The organism is Idiomarina sp., from assembly GCF_048260185.1.
Taxonomy (GTDB): Bacteria; Pseudomonadota; Gammaproteobacteria; order Enterobacterales; family Alteromonadaceae; genus Idiomarina.
Window position 1 is genome coordinate 261,554 of the sequence record NZ_JBLXHB010000005.1, and the last position, 24,062, is coordinate 285,615.

18 protein-coding genes are annotated in these 24,062 nt (G+C 49.2%); 12 read left to right on the top strand and 6 right to left on the bottom strand.

What is annotated here, in order from left to right; all coding sequences use genetic code 11:
- The first annotated feature begins 23 nt into the window (after nucleotides 1-23).
- The 5 genes from ACN0RF_RS12310 (at nucleotide 24) to ACN0RF_RS12330 (ending at nucleotide 6,564) form a co-directional block, all read left to right on the top strand.
- The gene (locus ACN0RF_RS12310) at nucleotides 24-656 is read left to right on the top strand and encodes a DUF998 domain-containing protein (RefSeq protein WP_417439244.1); all 633 of its coding nucleotides are present in this window, start codon (nucleotides 24-26) and stop codon (nucleotides 654-656) included.
- Nucleotides 649-2,898, top strand: a complete 2,250-nt coding sequence (locus tag ACN0RF_RS12315) for a heavy metal translocating P-type ATPase (protein ID WP_417439245.1) — start codon at nucleotides 649-651, stop codon at nucleotides 2,896-2,898. Before ACN0RF_RS12310 ends, ACN0RF_RS12315 begins: the two co-directional genes overlap by 8 nt.
- Nucleotides 2,899-2,919: 21 nt before the next feature.
- Nucleotides 2,920-3,666 carry a glutamate racemase gene (gene murI, locus ACN0RF_RS12320; protein WP_417439246.1) on the top strand — a complete coding sequence of 249 codons (747 nt, stop codon included), beginning with the start codon at nucleotides 2,920-2,922 and terminating at the stop codon, nucleotides 3,664-3,666.
- 447 nt (nucleotides 3,667-4,113) lie between these two features.
- Nucleotides 4,114-4,491 (top strand): helix-turn-helix domain-containing protein, encoded by a 378-nt coding sequence (locus ACN0RF_RS12325; protein ID WP_417439247.1) that lies wholly within the window; start codon nucleotides 4,114-4,116, stop codon nucleotides 4,489-4,491.
- 384 nt (nucleotides 4,492-4,875) lie between these two features.
- Nucleotides 4,876-6,564, top strand: coding sequence for an NAD-dependent malic enzyme (locus ACN0RF_RS12330; RefSeq protein WP_417439248.1), 1,689 nt, complete (start codon nucleotides 4,876-4,878; stop codon nucleotides 6,562-6,564).
- On the opposite strand, the gene ACN0RF_RS12335 is transcribed toward ACN0RF_RS12330, so the two are convergent.
- Nucleotides 6,561-7,712, bottom strand: coding sequence for a trans-sulfuration enzyme family protein (locus tag ACN0RF_RS12335; protein WP_417439249.1), 1,152 nt, complete (start codon nucleotides 7,710-7,712; stop codon nucleotides 6,561-6,563). The two genes, ACN0RF_RS12330 and ACN0RF_RS12335, sit on opposite strands and share 4 nt — an antisense overlap.
- Before the next feature lie 85 nt (nucleotides 7,713-7,797).
- Here ACN0RF_RS12335 and azu point away from each other — a divergent pair, with 85 nt between their 5' ends.
- From azu to ACN0RF_RS12350, 3 genes are all read left to right on the top strand, one after another.
- Nucleotides 7,798-8,247: an azurin gene (gene azu / locus ACN0RF_RS12340; RefSeq protein WP_011233856.1), complete on the top strand. Its 450-nt coding sequence runs from the start codon at nucleotides 7,798-7,800 to the stop codon at nucleotides 8,245-8,247.
- An 87-nt stretch (nucleotides 8,248-8,334) separates the two neighbouring features.
- Entirely contained in the window at nucleotides 8,335-9,378 is a 1,044-nt protein-coding gene (locus ACN0RF_RS12345; RefSeq protein WP_417439250.1) for an efflux RND transporter periplasmic adaptor subunit, read from the top strand.
- On the top strand, nucleotides 9,378-12,485 hold the full coding sequence (locus ACN0RF_RS12350) for an efflux RND transporter permease subunit (RefSeq protein WP_417439251.1): 3,108 nt from the start codon (nucleotides 9,378-9,380) through the stop codon (nucleotides 12,483-12,485). Before ACN0RF_RS12345 ends, ACN0RF_RS12350 begins: the two co-directional genes overlap by 1 nt.
- On the opposite strand, the gene ACN0RF_RS12355 is transcribed toward ACN0RF_RS12350, so the two are convergent.
- The 3 genes from ACN0RF_RS12355 to ACN0RF_RS12365 are packed head-to-tail and all read right to left on the bottom strand — an operon-like array spanning nucleotide 12,482 to nucleotide 15,063.
- Nucleotides 12,482-13,231, bottom strand: a complete 750-nt coding sequence (locus ACN0RF_RS12355) for a transporter substrate-binding domain-containing protein (RefSeq protein WP_417439252.1) — start codon at nucleotides 13,229-13,231, stop codon at nucleotides 12,482-12,484. The genes ACN0RF_RS12350 and ACN0RF_RS12355 overlap by 4 nt on opposite strands.
- Nucleotides 13,232-13,687 carry a TerB family tellurite resistance protein gene (locus tag ACN0RF_RS12360; RefSeq protein ID WP_417439253.1) on the bottom strand — a complete coding sequence of 152 codons (456 nt, stop codon included), beginning with the start codon at nucleotides 13,685-13,687 and terminating at the stop codon, nucleotides 13,232-13,234. It abuts the gene before it with no gap.
- Nucleotides 13,688-13,695: 8 nt separating this feature from the next.
- Nucleotides 13,696-15,063 (bottom strand): ATP-binding protein, encoded by a 1,368-nt coding sequence (locus ACN0RF_RS12365; RefSeq protein WP_417439254.1) that lies wholly within the window; start codon nucleotides 15,061-15,063, stop codon nucleotides 13,696-13,698.
- Between the two features lie 150 nt (nucleotides 15,064-15,213).
- Here ACN0RF_RS12365 and ACN0RF_RS12370 point away from each other — a divergent pair, with 150 nt between their 5' ends.
- Entirely contained in the window at nucleotides 15,214-18,390 is a 3,177-nt protein-coding gene (locus tag ACN0RF_RS12370; RefSeq protein WP_417439255.1) for an amidohydrolase family protein, read from the top strand.
- Between the two features lie 16 nt (nucleotides 18,391-18,406).
- On the opposite strand, the gene ACN0RF_RS12375 is transcribed toward ACN0RF_RS12370, so the two are convergent.
- Complete coding sequence (locus ACN0RF_RS12375; RefSeq protein ID WP_034818340.1) at nucleotides 18,407-19,342, bottom strand: LysR family transcriptional regulator; 936 nt, start codon at nucleotides 19,340-19,342, stop codon at nucleotides 18,407-18,409.
- A 171-nt stretch (nucleotides 19,343-19,513) separates the two neighbouring features.
- Here ACN0RF_RS12375 and ACN0RF_RS12380 point away from each other — a divergent pair, with 171 nt between their 5' ends.
- Genes ACN0RF_RS12380 through aceK form a run of 3 tightly spaced genes read left to right on the top strand, consistent with a single transcriptional unit; the run spans nucleotide 19,514 to nucleotide 22,717 of the window.
- A complete protein-coding gene (locus ACN0RF_RS12380) occupies nucleotides 19,514-19,804 on the top strand; it encodes a helix-turn-helix domain-containing protein (RefSeq protein WP_417439256.1) in 291 nt (96 codons plus the stop codon).
- On the top strand, nucleotides 19,794-21,005 hold the full coding sequence (locus ACN0RF_RS12385; RefSeq protein ID WP_417439257.1) for a type II toxin-antitoxin system HipA family toxin: 1,212 nt from the start codon (nucleotides 19,794-19,796) through the stop codon (nucleotides 21,003-21,005). The genes ACN0RF_RS12380 and ACN0RF_RS12385 overlap by 11 nt, the downstream gene beginning before the upstream one ends.
- 17 nt (nucleotides 21,006-21,022) lie before the next feature.
- Entirely contained in the window at nucleotides 21,023-22,717 is a 1,695-nt protein-coding gene (aceK, locus tag ACN0RF_RS12390; protein WP_417439258.1) for a bifunctional isocitrate dehydrogenase kinase/phosphatase, read from the top strand.
- Here aceK and aceA read toward each other — a convergent pair.
- A complete protein-coding gene (gene aceA / locus ACN0RF_RS12395) occupies nucleotides 22,701-24,038 on the bottom strand; it encodes an isocitrate lyase (protein ID WP_417439259.1) in 1,338 nt (445 codons plus the stop codon). The two genes, aceK and aceA, sit on opposite strands and share 17 nt — an antisense overlap.
- Nucleotides 24,039-24,062 lie beyond the last annotated feature (24 nt).

The window sequence follows — 24,062 nt, forward strand, 5'->3', positions numbered from 1 at the left end:
ATTAATACAGCCGAGGAGGCTACATGGAAAACACACCGACGAAAAGCTCTCCTGTTATGCCGCAACTCATTATTCTGACCTTATTTTGGGTTGGTCTGCAATTGGTTGCCTCCTGGGTAAAAGACGACTTTTCTCATGTCAGCCAGTATATAAGCGAAATTAATGCTACTGGCAGCACTGCCGCTGGCGCTTTTGGCTGGGTCGGCTTTATTCCGCTGGCGATGGTGTCTTTCGGTGTGCTGTTAACTGCGCGTCCACATTTACGCGTTAAAGGTATTAGCCATATTGGTTGGAGCCTTCTATTTTTCTACCCTGTGGCTTACCTCGGTGCGGCACTGGCACCTTGCGATTTAGGCTGCCCGACGGATGGTTCCAGTTCTCAGGCATTACATAATGTTATTAGTATGGTCAGTTACTTCGGTTTTGCGCTAGGTACGCTGTTACTGACCTTTACGCCGAAAACTACCTGGCCGGTGCGCTGTGCTTTTGTCCTTCTGTCGGTGATTATTGCTTTAGGTTTTGTGTTAATGATTAACCCCGAATTAGCTGAAGTACGCGGCGCGATACAGCGTTATATTGGCGTGGCACAGCTGGTGGTGTTCTGGCTGTTGTTGTGGCTTAAACCGGCAGAAGCCGACGGGGGCAGTAATGAGTAAATCTGTCCGTTTAAGTGTGGAAGGCATGAGCTGTGGCTCGTGCGCCAGTCGTGTCGACAAGGCATTAAATGGCTTAGACGGCGTTGAAGAAGCGTCGGTGAACCTGGCGTCGGACAGCGCTGAAGTCACTTATTCCAACAAGCTCTCCGTGGATGACTTGATTAAAGCGGTGCAAGAAGCAGGCTACGACGCCCATGAAGTAGTCGATCGCGATAAGCAAATGCGCGAACAGCGTGAGCAACAGGCAAAGGAAATGCGTGCGTTAAAAGGCCAGTTATGGCTTTCGGCTCTGCTGACGTTGCCGGTGTTTATACTGGCCATGGGCAACCATATGGTGCCGGTATTTTCCCAGTGGGTACATAACTCACTCGGCTTACAAATCAGCTGGTGGATACAGTTAGTACTTACTACGGTGGTATTGGCGGTTCCCGGCGCGCGTTTTTATAAACTGGGTATTCCTGCGTTATTCAGGGGCGCACCGGATATGAACTCATTGGTGGCACTGGGCGCAACGGCGGCCTGGGGCTATTCTGTCGTGGCAACGGTTTTCCCAACCTGGTTACCGAGCGAGTCAGTGAACGTTTACTTTGAGGCCTCGGCGGTTATTGTCACCCTGATTCTGGCCGGACGTTTTATGGAAGCACGGGCTAAAAGCCACACCTCTGATGCTATTCAGCGGCTGATGAGCCTGCAAAGCAAGACGGCGCGGGTAGTGCGCGACGGCGAAGTGACGGAAGTTGATATTGCGGAGCTGGGCAAGGGCGATGAAATTGAAGTGCGCCCGGGTGAGCGTATTGCTTTGGATGGCGAAGTATCTTCCGGTGACAGTTATGTCAATGAGGCCATGATAACCGGCGAAGCCGAGCCAGTGCATAAGCAGAAAGAAGACAAAGTTGTTGGCGGAACGCTGAATGAAAAAGGCACTTTGCGTTTTAAAGTAACGGCTACCGGCGAGGGAACCGTGCTGGCGCAGATCATCCGTATGGTCGAGCAGGCGCAGGGCAGTAAGTTACCGATTCAGGACACGGTGAACCGTATTACCTTGTGGTTTGTACCTGCAGTCATGCTGGTGGCTTTGTTGACTTTTGCGGTGTGGTATTTTGCTGCCAGTGAGTCAGCACTCACTTTTGCGTTGGTTAATGCAGTCGCCGTTTTGATTATTGCCTGCCCTTGTGCCATGGGGCTGGCGACACCGACCTCAATTATGGTGGGTACCGGCCGAGGTGCGGAAATGGGCGTGTTATTCCGTCAAGGCAGTGCTTTGCAGGCGTTACAACAATCCAAAGGCGTTATTTTTGATAAAACAGGTACACTGACCGAAGGCAAACCGACTATTACAGAGTGGATTACCCTAAGCGAGTTTGGCGAAAAAGAGGTGCTGACCTTGGCAGCCTCGGTTGAAGCTAAGTCAGAACATCCCACCGCAGAAGCTTTGGTCAACTATGCCAAAGAGCAAGACATTAAAGTCAGCGAGCCTGAGAGCTTTGAAGCTATTTCCGGTTTGGGTGCCACCGGCAAAGTGGATGGTAAAACGCTTTACATTGGTACTAGCGAGCTGATGCGGGACAACGACATTGTGCTGGATGCCAACCCTGCGGAGGCTAAAACCTGGTCAGAGAGTGGTCGCACACCGATTTATGTCGCAATAGACGGTAAGCTGGCAGCGGTATTTACTCAGGACGACCCGATAAAAGCCAGTGCCAAAGAATTGATTAAACGCTTGCACGCCGACGGTCTAAAAACCGCTATGGTCACAGGGGATGCGGAGTCCACCGCAAAACGTATTGCCAAAGAATTGGGCATTGACGAAGTGGTCGCCAATGTAAAACCTGATGGCAAAGTGGATGCCGTTAAGCGCCTGAAAAAACAATGGGGCCAGGTCATATTTGTGGGGGACGGTATAAACGACGCACCGGCACTGGCCTCCGCCGACGTGGGTTTTGCCATTGGCACCGGTACGGATGTGGCGATTGAATCCGCCGATGTGGTGCTAATGTCTGACAACCTGACCGTTGTGCAACAGGCTTTTGCTTTGTCTGAAGCCACCATGCGCAACATTCGTCAGAATTTATTCTGGGCGTTTGCTTATAATACCGCGTTAATTCCTGTTGCCGCGGGCGTGCTGTATCCGTTTTTCGGTATTTTGCTTTCGCCCATGCTGGCAGCGGGTGCCATGGCGTTGTCCAGTGTGTTCGTCATTACCAACGCGCTGCGTCTTAAAACCGTGAATTTGGAAAAGTAAATTGAAAAGGAATAGACGGGCATGAAAGTCGGAGTTTTTGATAGCGGTGTGGGTGGTTTAACCGTAGCTCGGTCGTTGCAACAAAGTGGTTGCTTCAGCGAGCTACTGTATTACGGAGACACAGCCCGGGTGCCTTACGGTAGCAAGGACAGCAATACCGTTACGCGCTATGCGCTGGAGGCGGTAGAGTTTTTTAACGGCGCCGATGTGGATTGTCTGGTAGTGGCCTGTAACACGGTGAGTGTGACCGCTCTGGAACAAATGCAGAAATTTTCCAATAAACCGGTGTACGGCGTGCTGGAACCCGGTGTCATGGCGCTGGAACAACTGCAGGGTATTGATACCAGCGCCCGGGTGTTAGTTATAGCCACTCGCTCGACGATAAACTCCGGTGCTTATCAGCAGCAGATACAGGCTTTAGGTTACAACCAGGTAAACGCTATGGCCACGCCGTTGTTTGTGCCTATTGTCGAAGAAGAGTTGTACGACGGCCCGATACTGCAGGAAACCTTTAAGCATTATTTTGGCAAGCTTGAAAAGCCCGACGTGGTGCTGCTGGGTTGTACGCATTTTCCGCTAATAGCCGAGAGCATTTCTGCGTATTTCAACGGTGCCAAAACGATTCATTCCGGCGAAGCCATGCTGGCCTGGCTAAAACAACATCTGGACTTAAGCGCCCAGTTTGACCGCACACCACTGCACATCATAGCCACCGAAAATGTCGACGCCGTCAAACGCACCGCCACCCGCTGGGGCCTGAAGCTTTAACCTGGACCCACGTAGCCTGACATTTATGTCAGGTGAGATATGGAGGACAACGCGAGTGCTGCGGTTATCAGTGGGACTTTGGAGGACGCCCGCGAGTACGTCCCTGTAGGGCTTGAGCAGCGCCATCCATGGCGCTGCACACCTCCAAAGCCCCACTGGTAACCGTTGAAGCATTCGCTATTCTACATTTCTTATAATGCAATAGCATCAGGCCACACCTCTTAGTCCATTAATTCATATGCCCTTTTAATCCTCCTCTTATTTTCTCCTTTTGAGATGCAGTTATTATCAATACATAAAAACGCAAATTTCCCGAAACGGGAATTTTATTGACAAATTCTAATTTTTCCCATAATGGGAAATGTGGGTGGGGTAAATACATTCGTTTCGTTGGTACGCATAAGCAGTACGATGCAATTAATGCAGAAACAGTTTAGAGGTGAAGGTATGAATATAAAGCCCATAAAAACAGCGGAAGATCATCAAAGTGCACTGGCCCGTATTGATGAGCTTTGGGATGCTGAACCAGATACCGAAGCGGCTGATGAACTCGATATTCTGGTGACTTTGGTCGAAGCCTACGAAGAATTTCAGTATAAAATTAATGCACCCGATCCTGTGGAAGCGATTAAATTCAGAATGGATCAGGAGGGTCTAAAAGACTCTGATCTGGTGCCATTTTTAGGTCAGCGGAGCCGGGTCAGTGAGGTTTTAAATCGAAAACGACGTTTAACGCTGCCTATGATTCGACGACTCCATAGCGGCTTACATATACCTCTGGAATGTCTGGTGACGGATTACGAATTGGATAGAACTGAAGCTTGAAGGTAACTTGATGAGCGGGTGTTAAGTTGCATGTAAGCGTCGCAGACTGACGGTATTTACGTCAGCAAGAGGCCAAGCATGACAGGCATCTCACCTGATATCCAGTTCCAGGCTATATGATGGATAGAAGAAGGGAGCAGGGCTGGTTGGTAAGAGGCGATTAAGGTAATAGAACCCGGGCTTCAGGAGTGTCGAAGGCCAGGGACGGCCTTCGTCAAGCGTTCATGGATGAACTTGCAGCGTCTCCTGAAGCCCGGGTTCTGTTATCTCAGCCGAATTACCTACCAGCCCTGCTTCCCCTGCTCTGAGCCAGCTGGAATAGCAACTAGCGTGATGTTGATGTTATGATATTCGTATTACTTTTGCTTACAGGAGTTTGTACTTATGCCGCAGACGCAGCGTCCGCTTTATATTCCGTATTCCGGCCCTAATTTGTTGGAAACCCCTTTATTGAATAAGGGCAGTGCATTTAGTAAGGAAGAGCGTGCCGCGTTTAACCTGACGGGTTTGTTGCCGCCGCGCTATGAGAGTATTGAAGAGCAGGCCGAACGGGCTTACATGCAGTACCGGAGCTTTGAAACGCCCATTAACAAGCATATTTATCTGCGCGCTATTCAGGACAACAACGAAACTCTGTTCTATCGCTTGCTTACGGATCATCTGGAAGAGATGATGCCGATTATCTACACCCCAACCGTGGGTGATGCTTGCGAGAAGTTCTCAGACATTTACCGCAGCTCACGCGGTTTGTTTATTTCCTATTCTGAACGTGATCAGATAGACGATATTCTGCGCAATGCCACTAAGCAAAAAGTGAAAGTGATTGTCGTGACCGACGGCGAACGTATTCTGGGCTTGGGTGATCAGGGTATTGGTGGCATGGGTATTCCTATCGGAAAACTGTCGCTGTACACCGCTTGCGGCGGCATTAGTCCTGCCTATACGCTGCCAGTAATGCTGGATGTTGGTACCAATAACGAAAAGCTTCTGGAAGACCCAATGTATATGGGAGCCCGCCATAAGCGTATTGAGCAGGACGAGTATGATGAATTCCTCGACAAATTCATAAAAGCGGTGACCAGACGCTGGCCGGGCGTGATGCTGCAGTTTGAGGACTTTGCTCAACCTAACGCCATGCCTTTATTGCGTCGTTATCGCGATGAAGTTTGCTGTTTTAATGACGACATTCAGGGCACCGCGTCTGTGACGGTGGGCACCTTACTGGCAGCTTGCCGCCAAAAAGGCAAAAAGCTTAGTGAACAGAAGGTGGTGTTTGTTGGTGCTGGGTCTGCGGGCTGCGGTATTGCAGAACAGATTATGATTCAGATGACCGCCGAAGGTTTAACGGAAGAGCAGGCGAAGAGACAAATCTTTATGGTCGATCGCTTTGGTCTGGTTATGGATACCATGGAAGGCCTGCGTGACTTCCAGCAGGCGCTGGCGCAGAAAACCAGCGATTTAAACGCCTGGGAATACAGTGGTGAGTACCCGTCGTTGCTGGATGTGATGCATTGTGCTGAGCCTGACATTTTAATTGGTGTGTCTGGTCAGGCGGGGCTCTTTACCGAGCAAGTTATTTCGACCATGGCAAAAAATGTCGAGCGTCCCATTATTTTCCCATTGAGTAACCCTTCTAAACATGTGGAAGCGCACCCAGCGGATGTACTGAAGTGGAGTGAAGGTAAAGCCATTGTCGCAACCGGAAGCCCTTTTGGTGAAGTAGAATATGATGGCCGTATATACCCAATAGCGCAGTGTAACAACAGTTATATCTTCCCGGGCATTGGTCTTGGGGTGTTATCGGTTAAATCCGAACGCGTTAGTGATGAAATGCTGCGTGTAGCAAGTAAGACACTGGCGAATGCGTCACCCAGCGCTAATGGTAAAGGTGAAGCCTTGTTGCCAGCCTTTAATGACTTAACTCAGTTAAGCAAAGATATTGCTTTTGCTGTGGGTAAAGTGGCTCAACAGGAAGGTTTAGCACTGGAAATTGATGACGACACGCTGCGTGAGCGCATCGACAACAATTTCTGGAAACCCGAATACCGCTTCTACAAACGCGTAAGTATTTAAGAATGCGCTAAATCGATGGCCTGCTGTAAATCGTTCAGCAGGTCATCGGCGTTTTCAATGCCTACCGATAAACGCAATAAATCCAACGGTACCGGTGTGTCTGGTCCTTCAATGCTGGCGCGATGTTCAATCAGGCTTTCTACGCCACCTAATGACGTAGCGCGGTACCAAAGCTGAGTTTTGGCTGCAACCGCAATCGCTGCTTTCTCGCCTCCCGCTAAACGAATAGATAGCATACCGCCGAAGCCGCCCTGCATTTGCTTAACGGCTATCTCGTGGCCGACAAAACTTTTCAGGCCGGGATACAATACTTCAATAACCTGTGGGTGCTGCTCCAACTGCTCGGCAATATACAGCGCACTTTGACAACTTTCCCTGACCCGTAAAAACAGCGTTCGCATGCCACGCAAGAGTTGTGCTGCGTCCTGTGGCCCCGGCACGGCTCCGGACTGGGCACGAATAGCCACTAAGCGTTGCCAGAACGCGTTATCTTCACGAGCCGCCAGTGCGCCGGAAATAACATCTGAGTGGCCGTTAAGGTATTTGGTGGCGGAGTGCATAACAATATCGGCGCCAAGATCCAGCGGCTTGGTCAGCAGGGGGGTTGCCACTGTGGAATCTATTGCAAGCAGAGATCCGCAATTGCGAGCCATATCAGCTACGGCGGCAATATCAGTTACTGTCCACAGAGGGTTACCCGGCGTTTCCAGCCAAATAAGCGTAGGTTGTCTTTCAGCAATAGCGTCGCGTAATTCATTTAAATTGGTGGTATCCACAAACCGAACATCCAGCCCGCTATCGACGCCAAAAGTTTGCAGCCATTTGCGCAAAGCCCAGTACATCACTTTTGGCGCAATGACCTTATCGCCGGGTTTTAATGCCAGAAAAACGGCGGTAGCGGCAGCCATGCCCGAGGCGAACAGGCGTGCATCTGCCGCATTTTCTAACTCTGCTAATAGCTTTTCGGCAGGACGATAAGTGGGATTGTCAGCCCTTGAATACACCCGTCCGCTACGATATTGATTGTCGTCATCACGCAGATAAGTCGTTGATGTGTATACTGGAGGGATAATTACTCCATTTTCGTTGTCAGAGTGACTACCACCCTGAGCAAGGAGTGATTGCGGCGAAAAAGGACGTTTCGTCATATAAATTCTCGTTAAAGTAATCTCAACGCGAGATATCACGTATAAAAGAAAGGAATCATTTCATACTAACCGAAGAGGTATTGCAATGCGTTACATAATTTCCGCACTACTAGGCTCTATGTTGTTTGTCGCAAACGCCGCGCAGGCTAACGAATGTGAGCTATCCATAGATGGCAATGACAACATGAGATTTGATACAAAAGAGATGTCCGTACCGGCTAGCTGTGACGAAGTAACAGTAACCTTACATCACACAGGTAAACTGGATAAAAAAGTCATGGGTCACAACTGGGTACTGAGTGAAGCTGGTGATATGCAGTCTGTTGTACAACAAGGTATGTCAGCGGGTATGGATAACAACTATGTACCAGATTCTGATGCTGTAATTGCTGCAACTGACGTTATTGGTGGTGGTGAAGAAACGTCAGTGACGTTTTCTACAGAAGGCATGAGTGCAGATACAGATTATAAATTCTTCTGCACCTTCCCTGGCCACTCAGCAATTATGCAAGGCAGCTTTGCGATTAAAGAGTAATTTTCGCAACATTGCTTAACCGCAAATTGACTAGTAATAACTGCAGCCTACGTGGCTGCAGTTTTTTTGGAGCTCCATTTGACCGTTATGAAGTTTTTACTCATTACCTTAGTGTTTTTGTTCTCGCTACAAAGTGAAACGAGCCGGGCACAACAATTTGGATCACGCGAAGCGCTGGTTTTAGCGCAACAAGTGACTTTTGAGCGTGAACGTAACCGGGTAGAAGCAGTTGGTACGGCCGAAGCTGTGCGCTCCATTACCATTTATCCTGCTGTTGGCGACAGAGTCGTCGCGGTAAATTTTAGGCCTGGCGACAAAGTTGAGAAAGACGAACTATTGGTCGAGCTGGATGCCCGTCGTCAGCAAGTGGCAGTAGAACAGGCACAAATTAACTTACGCGATGCAGAACGTACGGTAGAACGTTTACGAGCCAGCCGCGAACAGGGGGCTGTGCCCCAGTCTGAGTTAGACAACGCTATTTTATTAAGAGATTTAGCACGAGTAGAACTGGACAACGCTAAAATTGAACTGGAAGACCGTTTCATTCGCGCGCCGTTCTCTGGAATTATTGGCATTACTGACGTAGAAGTTGGTGATCGTATTGACCAACAGACGGCTATCGCAACCTTAGATGACCGTTCAACCTTATTAATTGATTTTCGTATTCCTGAAGCAGCGGTTTCCCTGTTGCAGGATGGAGCAGAACTTAAAGTAGAGCCCTGGCGCTATTCGGGTACGCCGGTAACCGCCGAAATTATTGAACTGGATTCTCGTATTAACGCGACCAGCCGTATGTACAGAGCCCGTGCTGAAATTAATAATGACAGTGACGACTTCCTGCCGGGAACCAGTTTCAGAACAGCTATAGAACTTGCCGGTGAAGAGTTCGCTTCAATACCCGAAGCGGCCTTATCCTGGGGTGTTAATAATCCTTTCGTCTGGGTTATTGAGGGCGACAAAGCGCACCGGGTTGACGTGCAAATAGAACAGCGTCTGGCTGGTCGTGTGTTAGTTTCAGGCGATATTCAACGTGATGATTTACTGATAGTTGAAGGTGTTCAAAGCCTGCGTGAAGGCCAACCAGTGACCTTTGACAGAACCACTCTTGATACGCAAGAGGCGGTTGAATAATGTCAGACCAGCAATTGAATAACCAGCAGGATGCGAACGACTTACCTTCGGTCTCCATTCGCCGTCCGGTACTGATTGTTGTTCTCAACGTACTTATTGCCATAGCCGGTCTGGCCGCGCTTATGGGGGTTGAAGTACGTGAACTGCCGGATGTCGACAGGCCTGTTGTTGGGGTGAGTGCAACACTTCCGGGGGGCGCACCAGAAACGGTCGACGCCGAGGTTACCAGCATTCTGGAAGGCGCGGCGGCTCGTGTTTCGGGTGTGGAGTCGATACAGTCTTCGAGTGAAGAAAACAGCGCACGCATTTCTATCGAATTCCGTCCCGGAGTTGATTTAGACGTGGTTGCGGCTGAAGTCCGTGAAGCGGTCAACCAGGTGCGTCGAGAACTTCCCGACGATGTTGAACAAATTAATGTGCAAAAAGCAGACAGTGACGCGCGCTCCGTTCTGGATATTGCGGTTAGCAGCGATACTCTGACGCAGGAAGAGCTCACGCGTCGGCTGGAAACCGATTTATCGCCGGCATTTTTGGCTATAAATGGTGTTGCCGATGTGCGCCTCAATGGCGACCGTGAGCGGGTACTGCGGGTGGATCTCGACCCCCTTAAACTTGTGAGCTTTGGTTTATCTGTTACCGATGTTGCTGATGCGCTTCGGCTGGCGCCTTTTGACGTACCGGCTGGTAGTTTGCGTTCAACCGACCAGCGATTAATTATACGAGCTGACGCGACAGCCATTACCGAAGAGCAAGTTGAGAACATAATTGTTCGCGATGACACACGTATTGGTGATGTCGCACAGGCTTATTTTGCACCGGCTGATGCTGGCAGCTTTGTTCGTCTTGACGGTAAACCGGTTGTTGGTTTGGGGGTAATACGTCAGGCGGGCTCCAATACTATTGAAATTTCTGATCAGGCACTTGCTGTTCTTGATCGCCTGCGTGAGCGTTTTCCTGATATGGAAATGCGCATTACTAATGATGATGCGCAGTTTATTCGTACCTCGGTAGCTGAAGTGGTGACCACCCTTGCTATTACTATTGTTTTGGTTGTGGCTACGCTGTGGGTCTTTATCGGTTCATTTCGCGCGACTATTATTCCTGCGTTCTCCATTCCGGTTGCGCTGTTCGGCGCTATTGCGGCTATTTGGCTGATGGGCTTTTCCATTAATATTCTGACCTTGCTGGCGCTGGTATTGGCGACCGGTCTGATAGTGGATGATGCCATTGTTGTTACTGAGAATATTCAACGTCGCCGCAGTATGGGGCTTGGCAGCCGTGCAGCAGCGGTATTAGCGACACGCGAGGTGTTTTTTGCGGTAGTGGCAACGACGGCGGTATTGGTTGCGGTCTTTGTTCCTATTGCGTTTTTACCCTCAACGGCGGGGCGTTTATTCCGCGAATTTGGTGGTGTGCTTGCGGCGGCAGTGGTCATTTCTTCTTTTGTTGCTTTGTCTCTGGTACCCGCTTTTACCGCTCGTTTGCCTAAATCAGCCGGACAGAACAACCGGTTTGCAGGCATTGGTAACAGCTTTAAACGGTTTTATAAACGAACGCTGCATAAAGCACTGGATTTCAGCTGGGTTGTGGTGGTGCTGTCTTTGCTGTCTGCTGGCGGTGGCGCACTGCTTTATAATGAAATTGACAGCGAACTTATGCCCAATGAAGACCGCGGAGCGGTTCGGGTGTTCTCGCGCGGACCTGACGGCGTTGGCCTTAAGTTTATGGATCGCCAGGCTCGTAAGCTGGAAGAAGTGCTGCTGGAATATAAAGAGAGCGGTGATATAGAGTCCATTTATACCGTTGTTGGTCAATGGGACCCTAACCTGGTTTTCATTACAGCTAATCTGAAACCCTGGGAAGAGCGGGATATTAGTCAGCAGGAAATTATTAATAATATTCGGGAGCCGTTAAGCCGGGTGCCGGGCGCACCGGGGCGTGCTTTTGGTGATAACAGCCTGAATTTAAGAGGTCAGGGCGGTGGCCTGGAAATGGCTATTACCGGCGAAAACTATGACGATATTTATAAAGTGGCGCGAGAATTTACTGCCATAGTAAAAGAGCGGATGCCTGATTTAGGCGACCCTAATGTGTCTTACCAGCCCACTCAGCCGCAATTGCGGGTGAAGATAGATCGTCGCCGGGCTTCGGAGCTTGGGGTTTCCTTAAATGATATATCCTCTACGTTACGTGCTGCTATTAATGGTGATGATGTCGCTGACTTAAACGTGGGAGATCAGCAAATTCCGGTTATGCTGCGCACCCGTAATAATTTAATTCAGTCGCCACAGGACATGCAGAACCTTTACGTGTCATCCAGTAGCGGCGACTTAGTCCCCATTTCCAGCGTTTCAGAAATTATTGAAGAGGGTGTGTCTGCGGAACTGGAACGTCAGGCTCAGCGGCGGGCGATAGAAATTGACGCACAGTTACCTGAAGGCTTGCCGATGTCGGAAGCTGTAGAGCAGTTGCGTGCTATTGCCGAAGAAGTCTTGCCGGGCAGCATGGGGCTGGTCTTTTTAGGCGAAGCTGCAACATTTGAGGACACCTCGCAGGAAATTGCCATGACTTATATTCTGGCCTTCCTGATTGTTCTGCTGGTACTGGCGGCTCAGTTTGAGTCATTAAACAGTGCGGTGGTTGTTATGCTGACCGTGCCTTTTGGTATTGCGGCAGCTATTTACGCCTTATTCCTGACCGGCACCTCCATGAACATTTATTCGCAAATTGGATTGGTGATGCTGATTGGTCTGCTCGCGAAAAACTCTGTATTGCTGGTTGAGTTTGCTGACCAGCTGCGTGACCGGGGACTTGCGGTTCGTGAAGCAATAGAAGAAGCTTCATTGATACGTTTACGGCCTATTATGATGACACTGGTATCCACGGTTCTGGGTGGCCTGCCGCTCATTCTTTCTTCTGGTGCGGGTGCTGAAGCGCGGAACTCAATTGGTTGGGTTGTGTTCGGTGGTCTTGGGTTGGCAACACTATTTACGCTTTACCTGACACCTGTGCTTTATTTATGGCTGGCACGCTTTACTAAACCGCGTGCAGATGAAGCTGCTCGTCTGGAAACGGAAATGGAAGCTGCAAGAGAAAGCGGCCATTAATCTTGAGTTATAATCCAGCGTTGGACATTCCAGCGCTGGCGTATTTCATCAAGTTTTCCACTTTGTTCAAGGTGAGTTAATGCTTTATTGAGTTGCGTCAGGCGCTCGGTGTCTCCATTTTTCACTGCGAAACTGACAGGGACTCTAATTTCCGGTTGCCAGAGAATGCGTATATTTAGACCCATTTTTTCAGCCAGATAAAAGCCTACCCGTTCCGGCATAATAACGGCTTCTACTTCGCCCACGCCTAACTGTTCCATGGCTTCTTTTTTTGAGTCGGCCTGCTGAATTCTAATGGCGTTATTCAACCCTAATTGTTCCAGGTGCTCTTCAAGTACTGAATGGCGGTCACCGCTAATGCGTTTGCCGACAAGCCCTCGCACGGATTCAGGGCTACTGTCCTGATCTAATACAAACAAAGTGGCCAGGCGGTGATAATAAGGTTGGCTAAAATCGAAAAACGACTGCCGCGAAGCCGTTTTTTCCATGCCTATAGCAACATCGAGTTCACCATAACGAAGTAAACTGACGACATTATCCCAGTCGTACTGATAAAGATTGAAGTCTTGCCCCAGATAGTCATACACAGCACGCGTAACATCAACGTCAAAGCCAACAGCGTCACTGTCTTGAGTGAACTGAAAGGGCGGATAGCCGGTTGCCATCCCCACTTCTTCTGCAGGACTTACCGCAGCAAAAGTAAAGCTTAATAGAGCAGAAGCCAACAACGTTGATGAAACATGCATTCAGGAGTCCATAACATTTAATTTGGTTCGAATATAGTCTGCATGACTAATATAAAGGAGGTCTGCCAGCTTGCGCAGCATGCTTTCTTCATAAGGATCAAGCTCACCATCAGCGTAGGCGACTACCCATAAACTTTCCAATAATTCGACGCGTTTTTCGTAAGCGAGAGCTTTTAGCTGAGCGGTAAACTCGTACAATGATGCGGCTTCTTTTACTGTTTTTACGGCCTTTTTAATAGCGTCTTCGGCTTGTTCACCCTTAATGTCATATTCGTGCTCAAGCTCGTGTAAAAGGTGCTGGCGTTCTTCTTCCGACAAGGTACCATCGGCAAGGCTAATCTCTGTCATTAATACCAGTGAAAGGAATGCATCGTCTGTCATACCATCTGCTTTATCCAGGCTGGCCTGTTCAGCGGCAGTATTGTTTTGAAAAAAGTTTTGCAGAGCTTTAAGCATACAACATCCTATTTAGGTAAATTAGGTAAGAAAAAAGAAAATTCTGTGCCTTTGCCAGACGTTGATTGGACAGAAATCTGACCTTTGAGTTTCCGCGTTACCAAATTATAAACAATAGATAGACCTAGTCCTGAGCCGCCAGTCTGGCGAGATGTGGTAAAAAAGGGCTCAAAAATATTTTTCATGGTTTCGCTGTCCATGCCTTTGCCGTTGTCACGAAAAGAAAAGCGCACGCCGTTATCTTCTTCTGCAGCCAGAATGTCAATTTGATGATTTTCGTCGGGCTCGGCAAAGGCATGGTCGTTGGTATTACTGACCAGGTTAGTCACAATTTGTGCCAACGCCCCCTGATAGGTATTGATAACAATATCTTCATTACAGTGAATACTGATGGTGACTTTTTTCTTTTTCACCATAGGGTTCAGGCTTAAGACTAAGGCGTGTAAATAATCGTTGAGTTGGCACTTCACCAGCTCAAAACTGGACTGGTCCACAGCCGTTTTCTTAAAGTTCTGAATTAGGGTAGCGGCGCGTTCAAGGTTGCTGCTTAGTAGCTGGTAAGCTTCAAATGTATTGTCGATGAAGGTATGCAGGTGTTTTCGTGAAATGGAACCATCAGTAAAACTTTGATTTAGCTTTTTCAGCCGGTGCTCACAATGAGTTACAGCCGTTACTGAAACGCCCAGCGGAGTATTTACCTCATGAGCAACTCCAGCAACTAATTTACCCAGCGCTGCCATTTTCTCAGTTTCAATTAATCTTTCCTGAGCCTGCTTAAAGTTATCCAAAGCTTTGGTTAATGATTCAGTGCGCTCAGCAACGATGCTTTCCAATTGTTCATTTTGACGAATAAGAAGAGCTTCGAATCGTTCGCGCTCGGACGCACTGACTGCACGACCATAGATGTCCGCCAGCATACCGACAAAAGCGACCTCAGCCGATGTCCATATGCGATTCTCTTTACGGCTTTCACAGCACATAACACCTATCATTTCGCCTTTATGACGCAAAGGAACATCGAGCAGGCCGTAAATGCCGTTTTCCTCCAGATAGCCGTTAGTCAGCTCTATAGTTACCGGATGATTACGGGCATTATTAGCAATAATGGTACGTTCGGATTCTAACGCCTGAAAGTAAGAGGGTAACTGGCTTTTATACAGTGTGGGAACTTCAGCGTTTGGTGACTTTTCGTCAATGAGCTTGGCGGCAGCCATAGCTTGCTTATCCGGCTGCAATAACCAGATACTAACCCGGGTAATATCCAACCCCTCCAGAGCAGAGGCTAGTATAAGCTCAGACGCTTTCTCTAAGTCGCCACCGTCAATTTCGGGCGACTTGGAGACGTCGAGGAGGATGTTCTCTAAGGCATCGTTCATATTCAATCCGGTTGTCTGAATATTTTCTCACTATAACCCACTGACTTTTAATGTCCATTAATCGACCTTTCCTCACCATTTAACGTTAGTGACTGGACATTTGGATCTTAACTCCTTACAAAGGTGAGACATTTTTAATGAGGCTATACCATGAAAAGAACAACACTAACCTTAGCGGTTGCATCGCTGTTAAGCTTTGCACCGGTGAGCATGGCAGAAGAACAAACCCAGGGCTGGGATGTCAGTAACCCGCAGGGTGAATTTAAAGACATTGATATATCGGTTAACTCCGGTACCTGGATGAATGTGGACGTCAGCCCGGACGGTAAATACATTGTATTTGATTTACTGGGTGACATTTATCGCATGCCCTTTGGCGGCGGAGACGCTGAAAAACTTGTGGGCGGTATAGCCTGGCATATGCAGCCGGTTTATTCGCCCAATGGACGTTACATTGCTTTTACTTCTGATCAGGGCGGTGGCGATAATATCTGGGTGATGGATGCCGATGGCAGCAACGTGCGTGCGGTTACCGAAGAAACTTTCCGGTTGTTGAACAGCCCGGCCTGGAGTCCTGATAGCGAATTTCTGGTGGCGCGTAAGCATTTTACCGCCAGCCGTTCATTAGGGGCAGGTGAAGTCTGGATGTATCACCGCAGCGGCGGCTCGGGCGTGCAGTTAACGGAACGTCCTAACGACCAGAAAGACTTAGGCGAGCCGGCCTTTTCACCGGACGGTAAATACATCTATTTTTCGCAGGATGACACACCGGGAAAGACTTTCCACTACAGCAAAGACTCGCTGGAAGGTATCTACACCATTAAGCGTTTTGAGCGTGAGAGCGGTGAAATTGAAACTCTGATAAGTGGTGCCGGTGGGGCAATTCGTCCGACACCGTCACCTGATGGGCGTTATCTGGCCTACATTAAGCGTGAAGACTTTGACAGCGTGTTGTACGTGCTGGACCTGAAGACCGGCGAACACAAGCGGGTTTACGGGAAAATGGAACGCGACATGCAGGAAACCTGGGCCATTCATGGTGTCTACCCGACCATGGACTGGACCCCGGATTCGAAGCAGTTAGTGTTCTGGGCCGGTGGCCATATTCAGAAGCTAAACATTGATGACGGCAACGCGCGCATTATTCCGTTTAAAGTCGAAACCGAAAAGAAAGTACAGCATGCGTTGCGCTTTAAACAAAACGTTGAGGCTGACCAGTTTGACGTGAAAATGCTGCGTATGGCGCAGGTGTCGCCACAGGGTGACGCGGTGATTTACGAAGCATTGGGTAGCTTGTATCAGCGTTCGCTGCCAAATGGTGAACCACAACGTTTAACCAACAGTGAAGAGTTTGAGCTGTACCCGCAGTATTCACGTGACGGTGGAAAAGTCGTGTTTGTACGCTGGAACGACGAAGCGCAGGCGCAGGTCATTGTTCGCGATATTAGCTCAGGTAACGAGCAGGTATTGAATACCGGGCAGGGCAATTTTGTTGAACCTACATTCTCTCCGGACGGTAAGCACGTGGTTTACCGAAAAATACGTGGGGGTTACTTAATTTCCGATAAATTTGGTCTGGAAAACGGTATTTATCGAGTTGCGGTGTCAGCCGATGCAGAGCCAGAGCAAATTGCCGAAAGTGGGCATTTACCGCAATACGGCGCACGTAACGACCGGGTTTATCTGATGACTCCGGGCGAAAAACCAACGTTAAGCGCTATCGATTTACGCACGCTGGAGCAGCGCGAGTTGTATCAGTCGGAGTTAGCCACTGAATTCCGCGTGTCTCCGGATGGCAAGCAACTGGCTTTTGCAGAACGTTTTAAAGTCTTTGTTACGCCTTTAGTCGAGCGCGGCAGCGTTATCAACGTAGGACCGGGTGATAAACAAATGCCGGTGCATCAACTCTCCGTTCGTGCCGGTGAAAACTTATCCTGGACGGCAAACAGTGACCAGATTTACTGGACACTGGGGCCGGAGCTTTACCATACGTCGGTGGCTGAAGCCTTTAATGCTGAAACCGACAGCGAAACCCTGAAAGTAGAAAATGGCCAGAACATTGGTTTTGAACAGGACGCTATGGTACCGGATACAACCGTTGCCTTTGTTGGTGGCCAGGTCATTACCATGAACGGCGATACCGTTTATGAGCAGGGTACTGTGGTCGTGCGCAATAATAAGATTGTTGCGGTTGGCCCAGAAGCTGACATTGATGTGCCAGCTGGTGCTGAAGTGATTGATACCAGCGGTAAAACGGTTATGCCCGGTTTGTTCGATGCGCACGCGCACGGTGGTCAGGGCCAGGCGGAAATTATTCCGCAGCAGAACTGGGGACAATACGCGAACCTGGCATTTGGTGTGACCTCAATTCACGATCCGTCTAATGACACGACCGAATTCTTTGCGGCCTCAGAACTGCAGAAAGCGGGCAGAATTGCCGCGCCAAGACTGTTTTCAACCGGTACTATTTTATACGGTGCTAACGGCCCGGGTTACACTTCACATGTGGATAGTTTAGAAGACGCTAAGTTTCATTTAGAGCGCCTGAAGAAAGTGGGTGCGTTTTCTGTGAAGAGTTATAACCAACCTCGCCGTAACCAGCGTCAACAAGTGGTTGAAGCCGGGCGCGAGCTGGAAATGATGGTGGTGCCTGAAGGTGGCTCGTTGTTGCAGCATAACTTAAGCATGATCATGGACGGACATACCACGGTGGAGCACTCACTGCCGGTCGCCAATATTTATGATGATATTCGTCAGCTATGGCAGCAAAGTGACGTAGCTTATACACCAACTCTGGGTGTGGCTTATGGTGGCATTTGGGGAGAAAACTACTGGTATGCGGAAACCGATGTGTGGAAGCACCCCAAGCTGACTCAGTATGTCCCTATGGACTTTTTAGTGGGTAAGGCGATGCGCCGTGAAAAAGCGCCACATAACCATTACAACCATTTTAATAATGCGGAAGTAGCTACTGAGCTGCAGGACTTAGGGGTTGAAGTTCTCGCCGGTGCTCACGGGCAGCGTGAAGGCTTAGCGCAACACTGGGAAATCTGGATGATGGCGCAGGGTGGTATGGAACCGCTGGAAGCTCTGCGTACAGCGACCATTGACCCTGCTAAGGTCTTTGGTATGGATCACGCGCTGGGCTCACTGGAAGAAGGTAAATTGGCGGATATTATTGTTATTGACGGTAACCCGCTGGAGAACATCCGTGACACCGATAAAGTGACTCATACCATGGTTAATGGCGTACTCTATGACGCCACCACCATGGATCGCTTGCTGCCGGAGCCACTCAAACGTAAGGACTTTTTCTGGGAAGAATAAGCCCTTATTAAGGAAGCTAGGAAGCTGCCGCGGTTTCGGCGACCACTTGTCGGAACCAGCGGTGGCCTGCATCGTGCTGCAGTAGCGGTGACCAGATCATGGTCAGAGTTAACCCTGGTATCTCAAACGGCGGAGCTTTCATAACTAACTGACTGTCTTGTGAATACAGTTCCGCTGCCCGTGTTGGCAAGGTAGCAACCAGCCCCTGGCGTGCCAGATACATAGCAACATGATAATTACGGGTAAACACCTTAATTTTACGGCGTTTGCCCAGTTTATCTAAAGCGTCGTCGACCCAGCCAAGTTTTTGTACGTCATGCGGGTCCATCCCCACGCCCACACCAAAGCCCGTTTTACTCACCCACACGTGCTGAGCCTTTAAGTAATTGTCCAGCGTGTAGTCTTCCAGCAATGGATGATCTTTGCGGATCAAACAGGAAAACTCGTCACTCCATAAGTTCTTTTGATGAAACGACTGTGGCAGTTGTTCAAAGCGGTTAATGGCCAGGTCCACCTTGCCGTTCTCCACGTCGTGAAAGCTGATATCGCTGGGGGTCATGATATCCAGTGATACGTGAGGCGCCTGCTCATCGAGCTTTTCCAGCAGTTTCGGCATGAGTGTCGAGGCGGCGTAATCGGACGCCATAATACGAAAGACCTGATCGCTGGTGGGGGCGTCAAACTCACGCACGGGCTGGATCATTTCTTCAACCGAGTACAATACGCCGCGCAGCGCTTCCTGCATGTCTAACGCACGTTGGGTGGGCACCATGCCTTCGCTGGTGCGCACTAAAATAGGGTCATTCAGCAGGTTGCGCAAACGCTTCAAGCCGTTACTCATGGCCGGCTGGGTAATGTTAAGCTGAGCCGCGGCACGGGTAACGTTCTTTTCCCGCAGCAGAACATCAAGGTAAACCAGCAGGTTCAGATCAATGTCTTTAATGGTATTCATAGCTATCCAGAATAAGTGGAATATGAAAAATCTATCGGGATTATAAATAGGGTGAATGTATAACGCCAGCCTTGTTTTGTTGTCCTGGATTTTGAAACAGGACTTGCTTATTTTAATTAATCCACCATAATTAATTTGTTAAGTGCTAATAAATTATATTTGGTGGTTAAGATGAATGAAGCAGATGGCTTTTTAAAAACGGTTGGTGATCTCATTAAGCGTCAGCGTTCATTAACAATGGATCAGCAGGATTTCGCTAAGCGGCTGGGCTGCGGTGTTAATACTGTTTATCGTATGGAAAACGGCCATCCAGTTAACTCGCTGACATTATTTACTGCACTGGATTTGCTGGGGCTGCTGGAATATTTTACTCCGGTTCTGGATGATCAATACGCAAGGGTAGCGAACGCTCCTCAGCGCAAACGCCGAAAAACCTCAGAGGATTTTTCTAATGACTTCTAAGGCTTATGTTTTTATCGAAGGGTTAGAGAATGAGCCGGTTATTTGTGGTGTTATTTGGTATGACCCGGAAAATAGAATTGGTCGTTTTCGATACGGTCAGTCCTATTTAGCCCGAGACGATGCTTTTGCGCTGGACCCTGTTCATTTACCCTTAACCGGCGAGCTATTTGAGACACGCGCTAACAGAGGGCTGTTTGGTGTTTTAACGGATGCCGGGGCTGACGCCTGGGGACGAAAGCTGATCACCCAGTTGCGCACAACCAAACCCGAAAATGAGTTGGAGTTTTTAATTGCCGGTGCATCCATGGGTGTCGGTGCTATTAGTTTCAGTCTTTCTCAATCTAAGTCAAAAGCTAAGGTATCCAGGAATACACTGGATGATATCGATTTGTTGTTGGCCGGGAAAAACGCAATTCTGAATTCAGAAAATGTCTCTGCTGAGGTGAAAAAGGCATTTCAGTACGGCGAGTCGATGGGCGGTGCCAGGCCAAAAACCTTGCTTCAGCATAAAGGACAAGCTTATTTATTAAAATTTAACCGCGCCGACGACCTCTACAACGTAGCCAGAGTAGAAAGCGCAACAATGGCAATGCTAAATGAAGTGGAAGGAGTCAATGTTGCCAGCACCCGGTTGCTTACCGGTGAAGAAGACGTGCTGATGAGCGAGCGGTTTGACCGTCGTGGTCTGGATGTTTCGCATCATTTTATTAGTGCGAACTCTTTGCTGACCGGAGGAAATGTCAGCGAAGCCATGCTAAAGACAACATACTCCTATGGCGCACTGGCGGAGCATCTGAGGAAAACCAGCCAGCGCGCTGAGGATGCCATCGAACTTTATAAACGCATGGCATTTAATGTGTTAATTGGTAATACGGACGACCATGGCAGAAATCATGCCTTACTCTGGGATTTAGAATCCGGCGGCTGGAAGCTGTCGCCCGCCTATGACGTACTGCCTATTAATAATAGTCAGCAACATGCTTTGGGTATTGGTGAATATGGACGTGCAGGCAGTATTGATAATGTGTTGTCGCAATGCCGACGGTTTGGTGTTACCCCTAATAAAGCGAAGAATTTACTCAAGAACATTCAGGAGCTGGTGGTTGAGTGGCCTGCTTACTACAAGAAGAATGGTGTCGCGGAAGGTGATATTGAGCGATTAAAAGCCGTTATTCCGGATACTTTCAGGTTAAACACCTGAATTCAGGAGATGTGACCATGACAATTAGCCCCGAGACCCTGGCAAAAAGTATTCTGGATGGCTTTCATAGCCATTATCGGCGTTTTCAATTGCTAACTCAGGGGGCACGTGAACGTTTCTTACAGCGTGACTGGACTGCAGTGGTGTCGGCGGCTTCAGAGCGGATTCATTATTACGACCACCAGGTGGGCACAACGGCGAAAAAAGTCGAGCGCCGTGTGGGGAATGAGCTTGATGAAAACCTGTGGAGGGCAACCCGGCAACGTTACCAGCAACTGCTGAAGTTTCACCCGCAGGCGGAGCTTGCCGAGACTTTTTACAATTCCGTGTTCTGCCGGGTGTTCGACCGAGCCTACTTTAATAACGACTACATTTTTGTGGAAACCGTGCTGGCCAACCACATTCCGGTGCCGGTGGAGAACGAATGCCACTCTTACTTTCCGGTGGTTGACGGGTTGGAGGGAACACTGACCCGGGTGTTTGAGGATATTGGCCTGGGTGGTGAATTTGAAAGCTTCGAAAATGATATTGAACAGCTACGCGATAAGTTCTTTGAGCGCGCAACAGAAACGGATATTGAAGCCCACAACCTACGCATAGACGTACTAAAGTCACCATTCTACCGCAACAAAGCGGCGTATATTGTCGGCCGGGTAGTGACTGAAAATAACCATTATCCTTTTATTGTACCGGTGCTGATCAACTCGCAGGGTAAGCTTTATGTTGATGCCTTTATTACCCGGTCGGATCGCATGGCGACCATTTTCGGCTTTGCCCGTTCATACTTTATGGTCGAAACCGAGGCACCTTCTGCCCTGGTCAGGTTTTTAAAGGACTTAATGCCGCACAAAACGCTGGCTGAACTTTATTCGTCGGTGGGTTTTCATAAGCAGGGAAAAACCGAGTTTTATCGCGAGTTTTTGCACCACTTGCGCCGTACAGACGACCAGCTCTCTGCTGCTCCCGGTGTCAAAGGTATGGTTATGACGGTGTTTACGCTGCCGTCTTTTCCTTATGTGTTTAAAGTCATTAAAGACCGGTTGGGCGGCACCAAGGAGTTTGGTCGGCAGACCGTTATTGACCGTTACCGCATGGTTAAGCGGCACGATCGGGTGGGGCGTATGGCCGATACTCTGGAATTTGTCGATGTGGCATTGCCGCTTAAGCGTATTTCTGCGGACTTACTGGAGGAATTTAAGCAAACCATTAGCAATTCTATTTCGATAGAAGATGACACTCTGGTGATTCACCAGTTGTTTGTTGAGCGCCGAATGACGCCACTGAATTTGTACTTAGAATACGCCAATGACGAAGAAATAGACGCGGCGATGGATGACTACGGCCGGGCCTTAAAAGAAATGATGGCGGCGAATATTTTCCCCGGTGACATGTTGCTGAAAAACTTTGGTGTCACGAGGCATAAACGAGTGGTGTTCTATGACTACGACGAAGTGCGCTACTTAACGGACATGAGTTTCAGACGTTTACCGGAAAACGACTGGGAAGTATCTATTGCCCCGGACGATGTGTTCCCGCAGCAGCTGGCGCAATTTGCGGTGCCGCAGACGAAGTACCGTGACAAATTATTGAAGCGCCACCCAGAATTGATTGATCCGGCGTACTGGTGCCGGGTACAAAAAAACATCCGCAAGGGTGAGCTTACGGATGTTTTTCCTTATGATGCCGACTTACGCTTTACGCGGAGGTTTTAAACTGGTCTTCCTCGGTCGAGCCTTTCAGGGCGGTGACTGAGGATAGCCCACCCTGAATAACGTTGGTTAGCTCGTCAAAGTAACCGGTACCCACTTCCTGCTGGTGCGCCACAAAGGTATAGCCTTTGTCTGCTGCGTCAAACTCCTGCTGCTGTAGTTTAACGTAGGCTGACATATCGTTGCGGGCATAGTCATGCGCCAGTTCAAACATGTGGTACCACATATTGTGCACACCGGCTAAGGTAATAAACTGGAATTTGTAACCCATTGCGGCAAGCTCGCGCTGGAACTTAGCTATGGTGTCGTCGTCCAGGTTGCGTTTCCAGTTAAACGATGGCGAACAGTTGTAGGCCAACAGTTTGCCTGGGTATTTGGCATGAACGGCTTCAGCAAACTGGCGCGCTTCGTCTAAATCAGGCTTAGCGGTTTCACACCAAATAAGGTCGGCAAACGGGGCATAGGCTAAGCCGCGTGAAATAGCCTGCTCAATGCCTGGTTTAACCCGGTAAAAACCTTCAGCGGTGCGCTCGCCGGTAATGAAAGGTTTGTCGTTCGGGTCAAAGTCAGAAGTCAGCAGATCGGCGGCGTTGGCGTCGGTACGGGCCACAATCAGTGTTGGTGTACCCGCAACATCGGCAGCTAAGCGCGCAGCGGAAAGCTTCTGTACCGCCTCCTGCGTGGGTACCAGCACTTTGCCGCCCATGTGGCCGCATTTTTTCACTGATGCCAGCTGGTCTTCAAAATGCACGCCGGCAGCACCGGACTGGATCATGCGCTTCATCAGTTCGTACGCATTGAGCACGCCACCAAAACCGGCTTCCGCGTCGGCGACAATCGGCGCGAAGTAATCAATATAGCTATCGTCTTCTGGCGTAACACCTTTCGACCATTGAATTTGGTCGGCACGGGCGAACGAGTTGTTAATGCGCTCAACCACCGTCGGTACTGAGTCGACCGGATATAACGACTGATCCGGGTACATGCTGCAGGCCGAGTTGTTGTCAGCTGCCACCTGCCAGCCGGAAAGGTAAATGGCCTGAAGACCCGCTTTAACTTGCTGCACCGCCTGACCGCCGGTTAAAGCACCCAGCGCGTTCACATAGTCTTTGCCAAATTTTTCCTGTGCTTTGCCGTGAATGAGCTGCCATAGCTTATCGGCACCATTGCGGGCATAGGTGTATTCCGGTTGTACACTACCACGCAAACGTACCACATCTTCTGCGCTGTAAGGGCGTTCAACACCTTTCCAGCGTGGGTCGGTGTCCCATTGCTTTTGTAATTCTTTAACCTGTTGTGCAAATGAAAGGTTCTGGGTTGTCATAAATAATTCCTTGTTGTTCTTTAA

Coding starts and splice junctions, on each gene's coding strand:
- ACN0RF_RS12375 (WP_034818340.1), bottom strand. CDS start 19,342: ATGAATACCATTAAAGACATTGATCTGAACCTGCTGGTTTACCTTGAT.
- ACN0RF_RS12355 (WP_417439252.1), bottom strand. CDS start 13,231: ATGCATGTTTCATCAACGTTGTTGGCTTCTGCTCTATTAAGCTTTACT.
- ACN0RF_RS12385 (WP_417439257.1), top strand. CDS start 19,794: ATGACTTCTAAGGCTTATGTTTTTATCGAAGGGTTAGAGAATGAGCCG.
- ACN0RF_RS12380 (WP_417439256.1), top strand. CDS start 19,514: ATGAATGAAGCAGATGGCTTTTTAAAAACGGTTGGTGATCTCATTAAG.
- ACN0RF_RS12350 (WP_417439251.1), top strand. CDS start 9,378: ATGTCAGACCAGCAATTGAATAACCAGCAGGATGCGAACGACTTACCT.
- ACN0RF_RS12325 (WP_417439247.1), top strand. CDS start 4,114: ATGAATATAAAGCCCATAAAAACAGCGGAAGATCATCAAAGTGCACTG.
- ACN0RF_RS12360 (WP_417439253.1), bottom strand. CDS start 13,687: ATGCTTAAAGCTCTGCAAAACTTTTTTCAAAACAATACTGCCGCTGAA.
- ACN0RF_RS12345 (WP_417439250.1), top strand. CDS start 8,335: ATGAAGTTTTTACTCATTACCTTAGTGTTTTTGTTCTCGCTACAAAGT.
- ACN0RF_RS12370 (WP_417439255.1), top strand. CDS start 15,214: ATGAAAAGAACAACACTAACCTTAGCGGTTGCATCGCTGTTAAGCTTT.
- aceA (WP_417439259.1), bottom strand. CDS start 24,038: ATGACAACCCAGAACCTTTCATTTGCACAACAGGTTAAAGAATTACAA.
- azu (WP_011233856.1), top strand. CDS start 7,798: ATGCGTTACATAATTTCCGCACTACTAGGCTCTATGTTGTTTGTCGCA.
- aceK (WP_417439258.1), top strand. CDS start 21,023: ATGACAATTAGCCCCGAGACCCTGGCAAAAAGTATTCTGGATGGCTTT.
- ACN0RF_RS12365 (WP_417439254.1), bottom strand. CDS start 15,063: ATGAACGATGCCTTAGAGAACATCCTCCTCGACGTCTCCAAGTCGCCC.
- ACN0RF_RS12310 (WP_417439244.1), top strand. CDS start 24: ATGGAAAACACACCGACGAAAAGCTCTCCTGTTATGCCGCAACTCATT.
- murI (WP_417439246.1), top strand. CDS start 2,920: ATGAAAGTCGGAGTTTTTGATAGCGGTGTGGGTGGTTTAACCGTAGCT.
- ACN0RF_RS12335 (WP_417439249.1), bottom strand. CDS start 7,712: ATGACGAAACGTCCTTTTTCGCCGCAATCACTCCTTGCTCAGGGTGGT.
- ACN0RF_RS12315 (WP_417439245.1), top strand. CDS start 649: ATGAGTAAATCTGTCCGTTTAAGTGTGGAAGGCATGAGCTGTGGCTCG.
- ACN0RF_RS12330 (WP_417439248.1), top strand. CDS start 4,876: ATGCCGCAGACGCAGCGTCCGCTTTATATTCCGTATTCCGGCCCTAAT.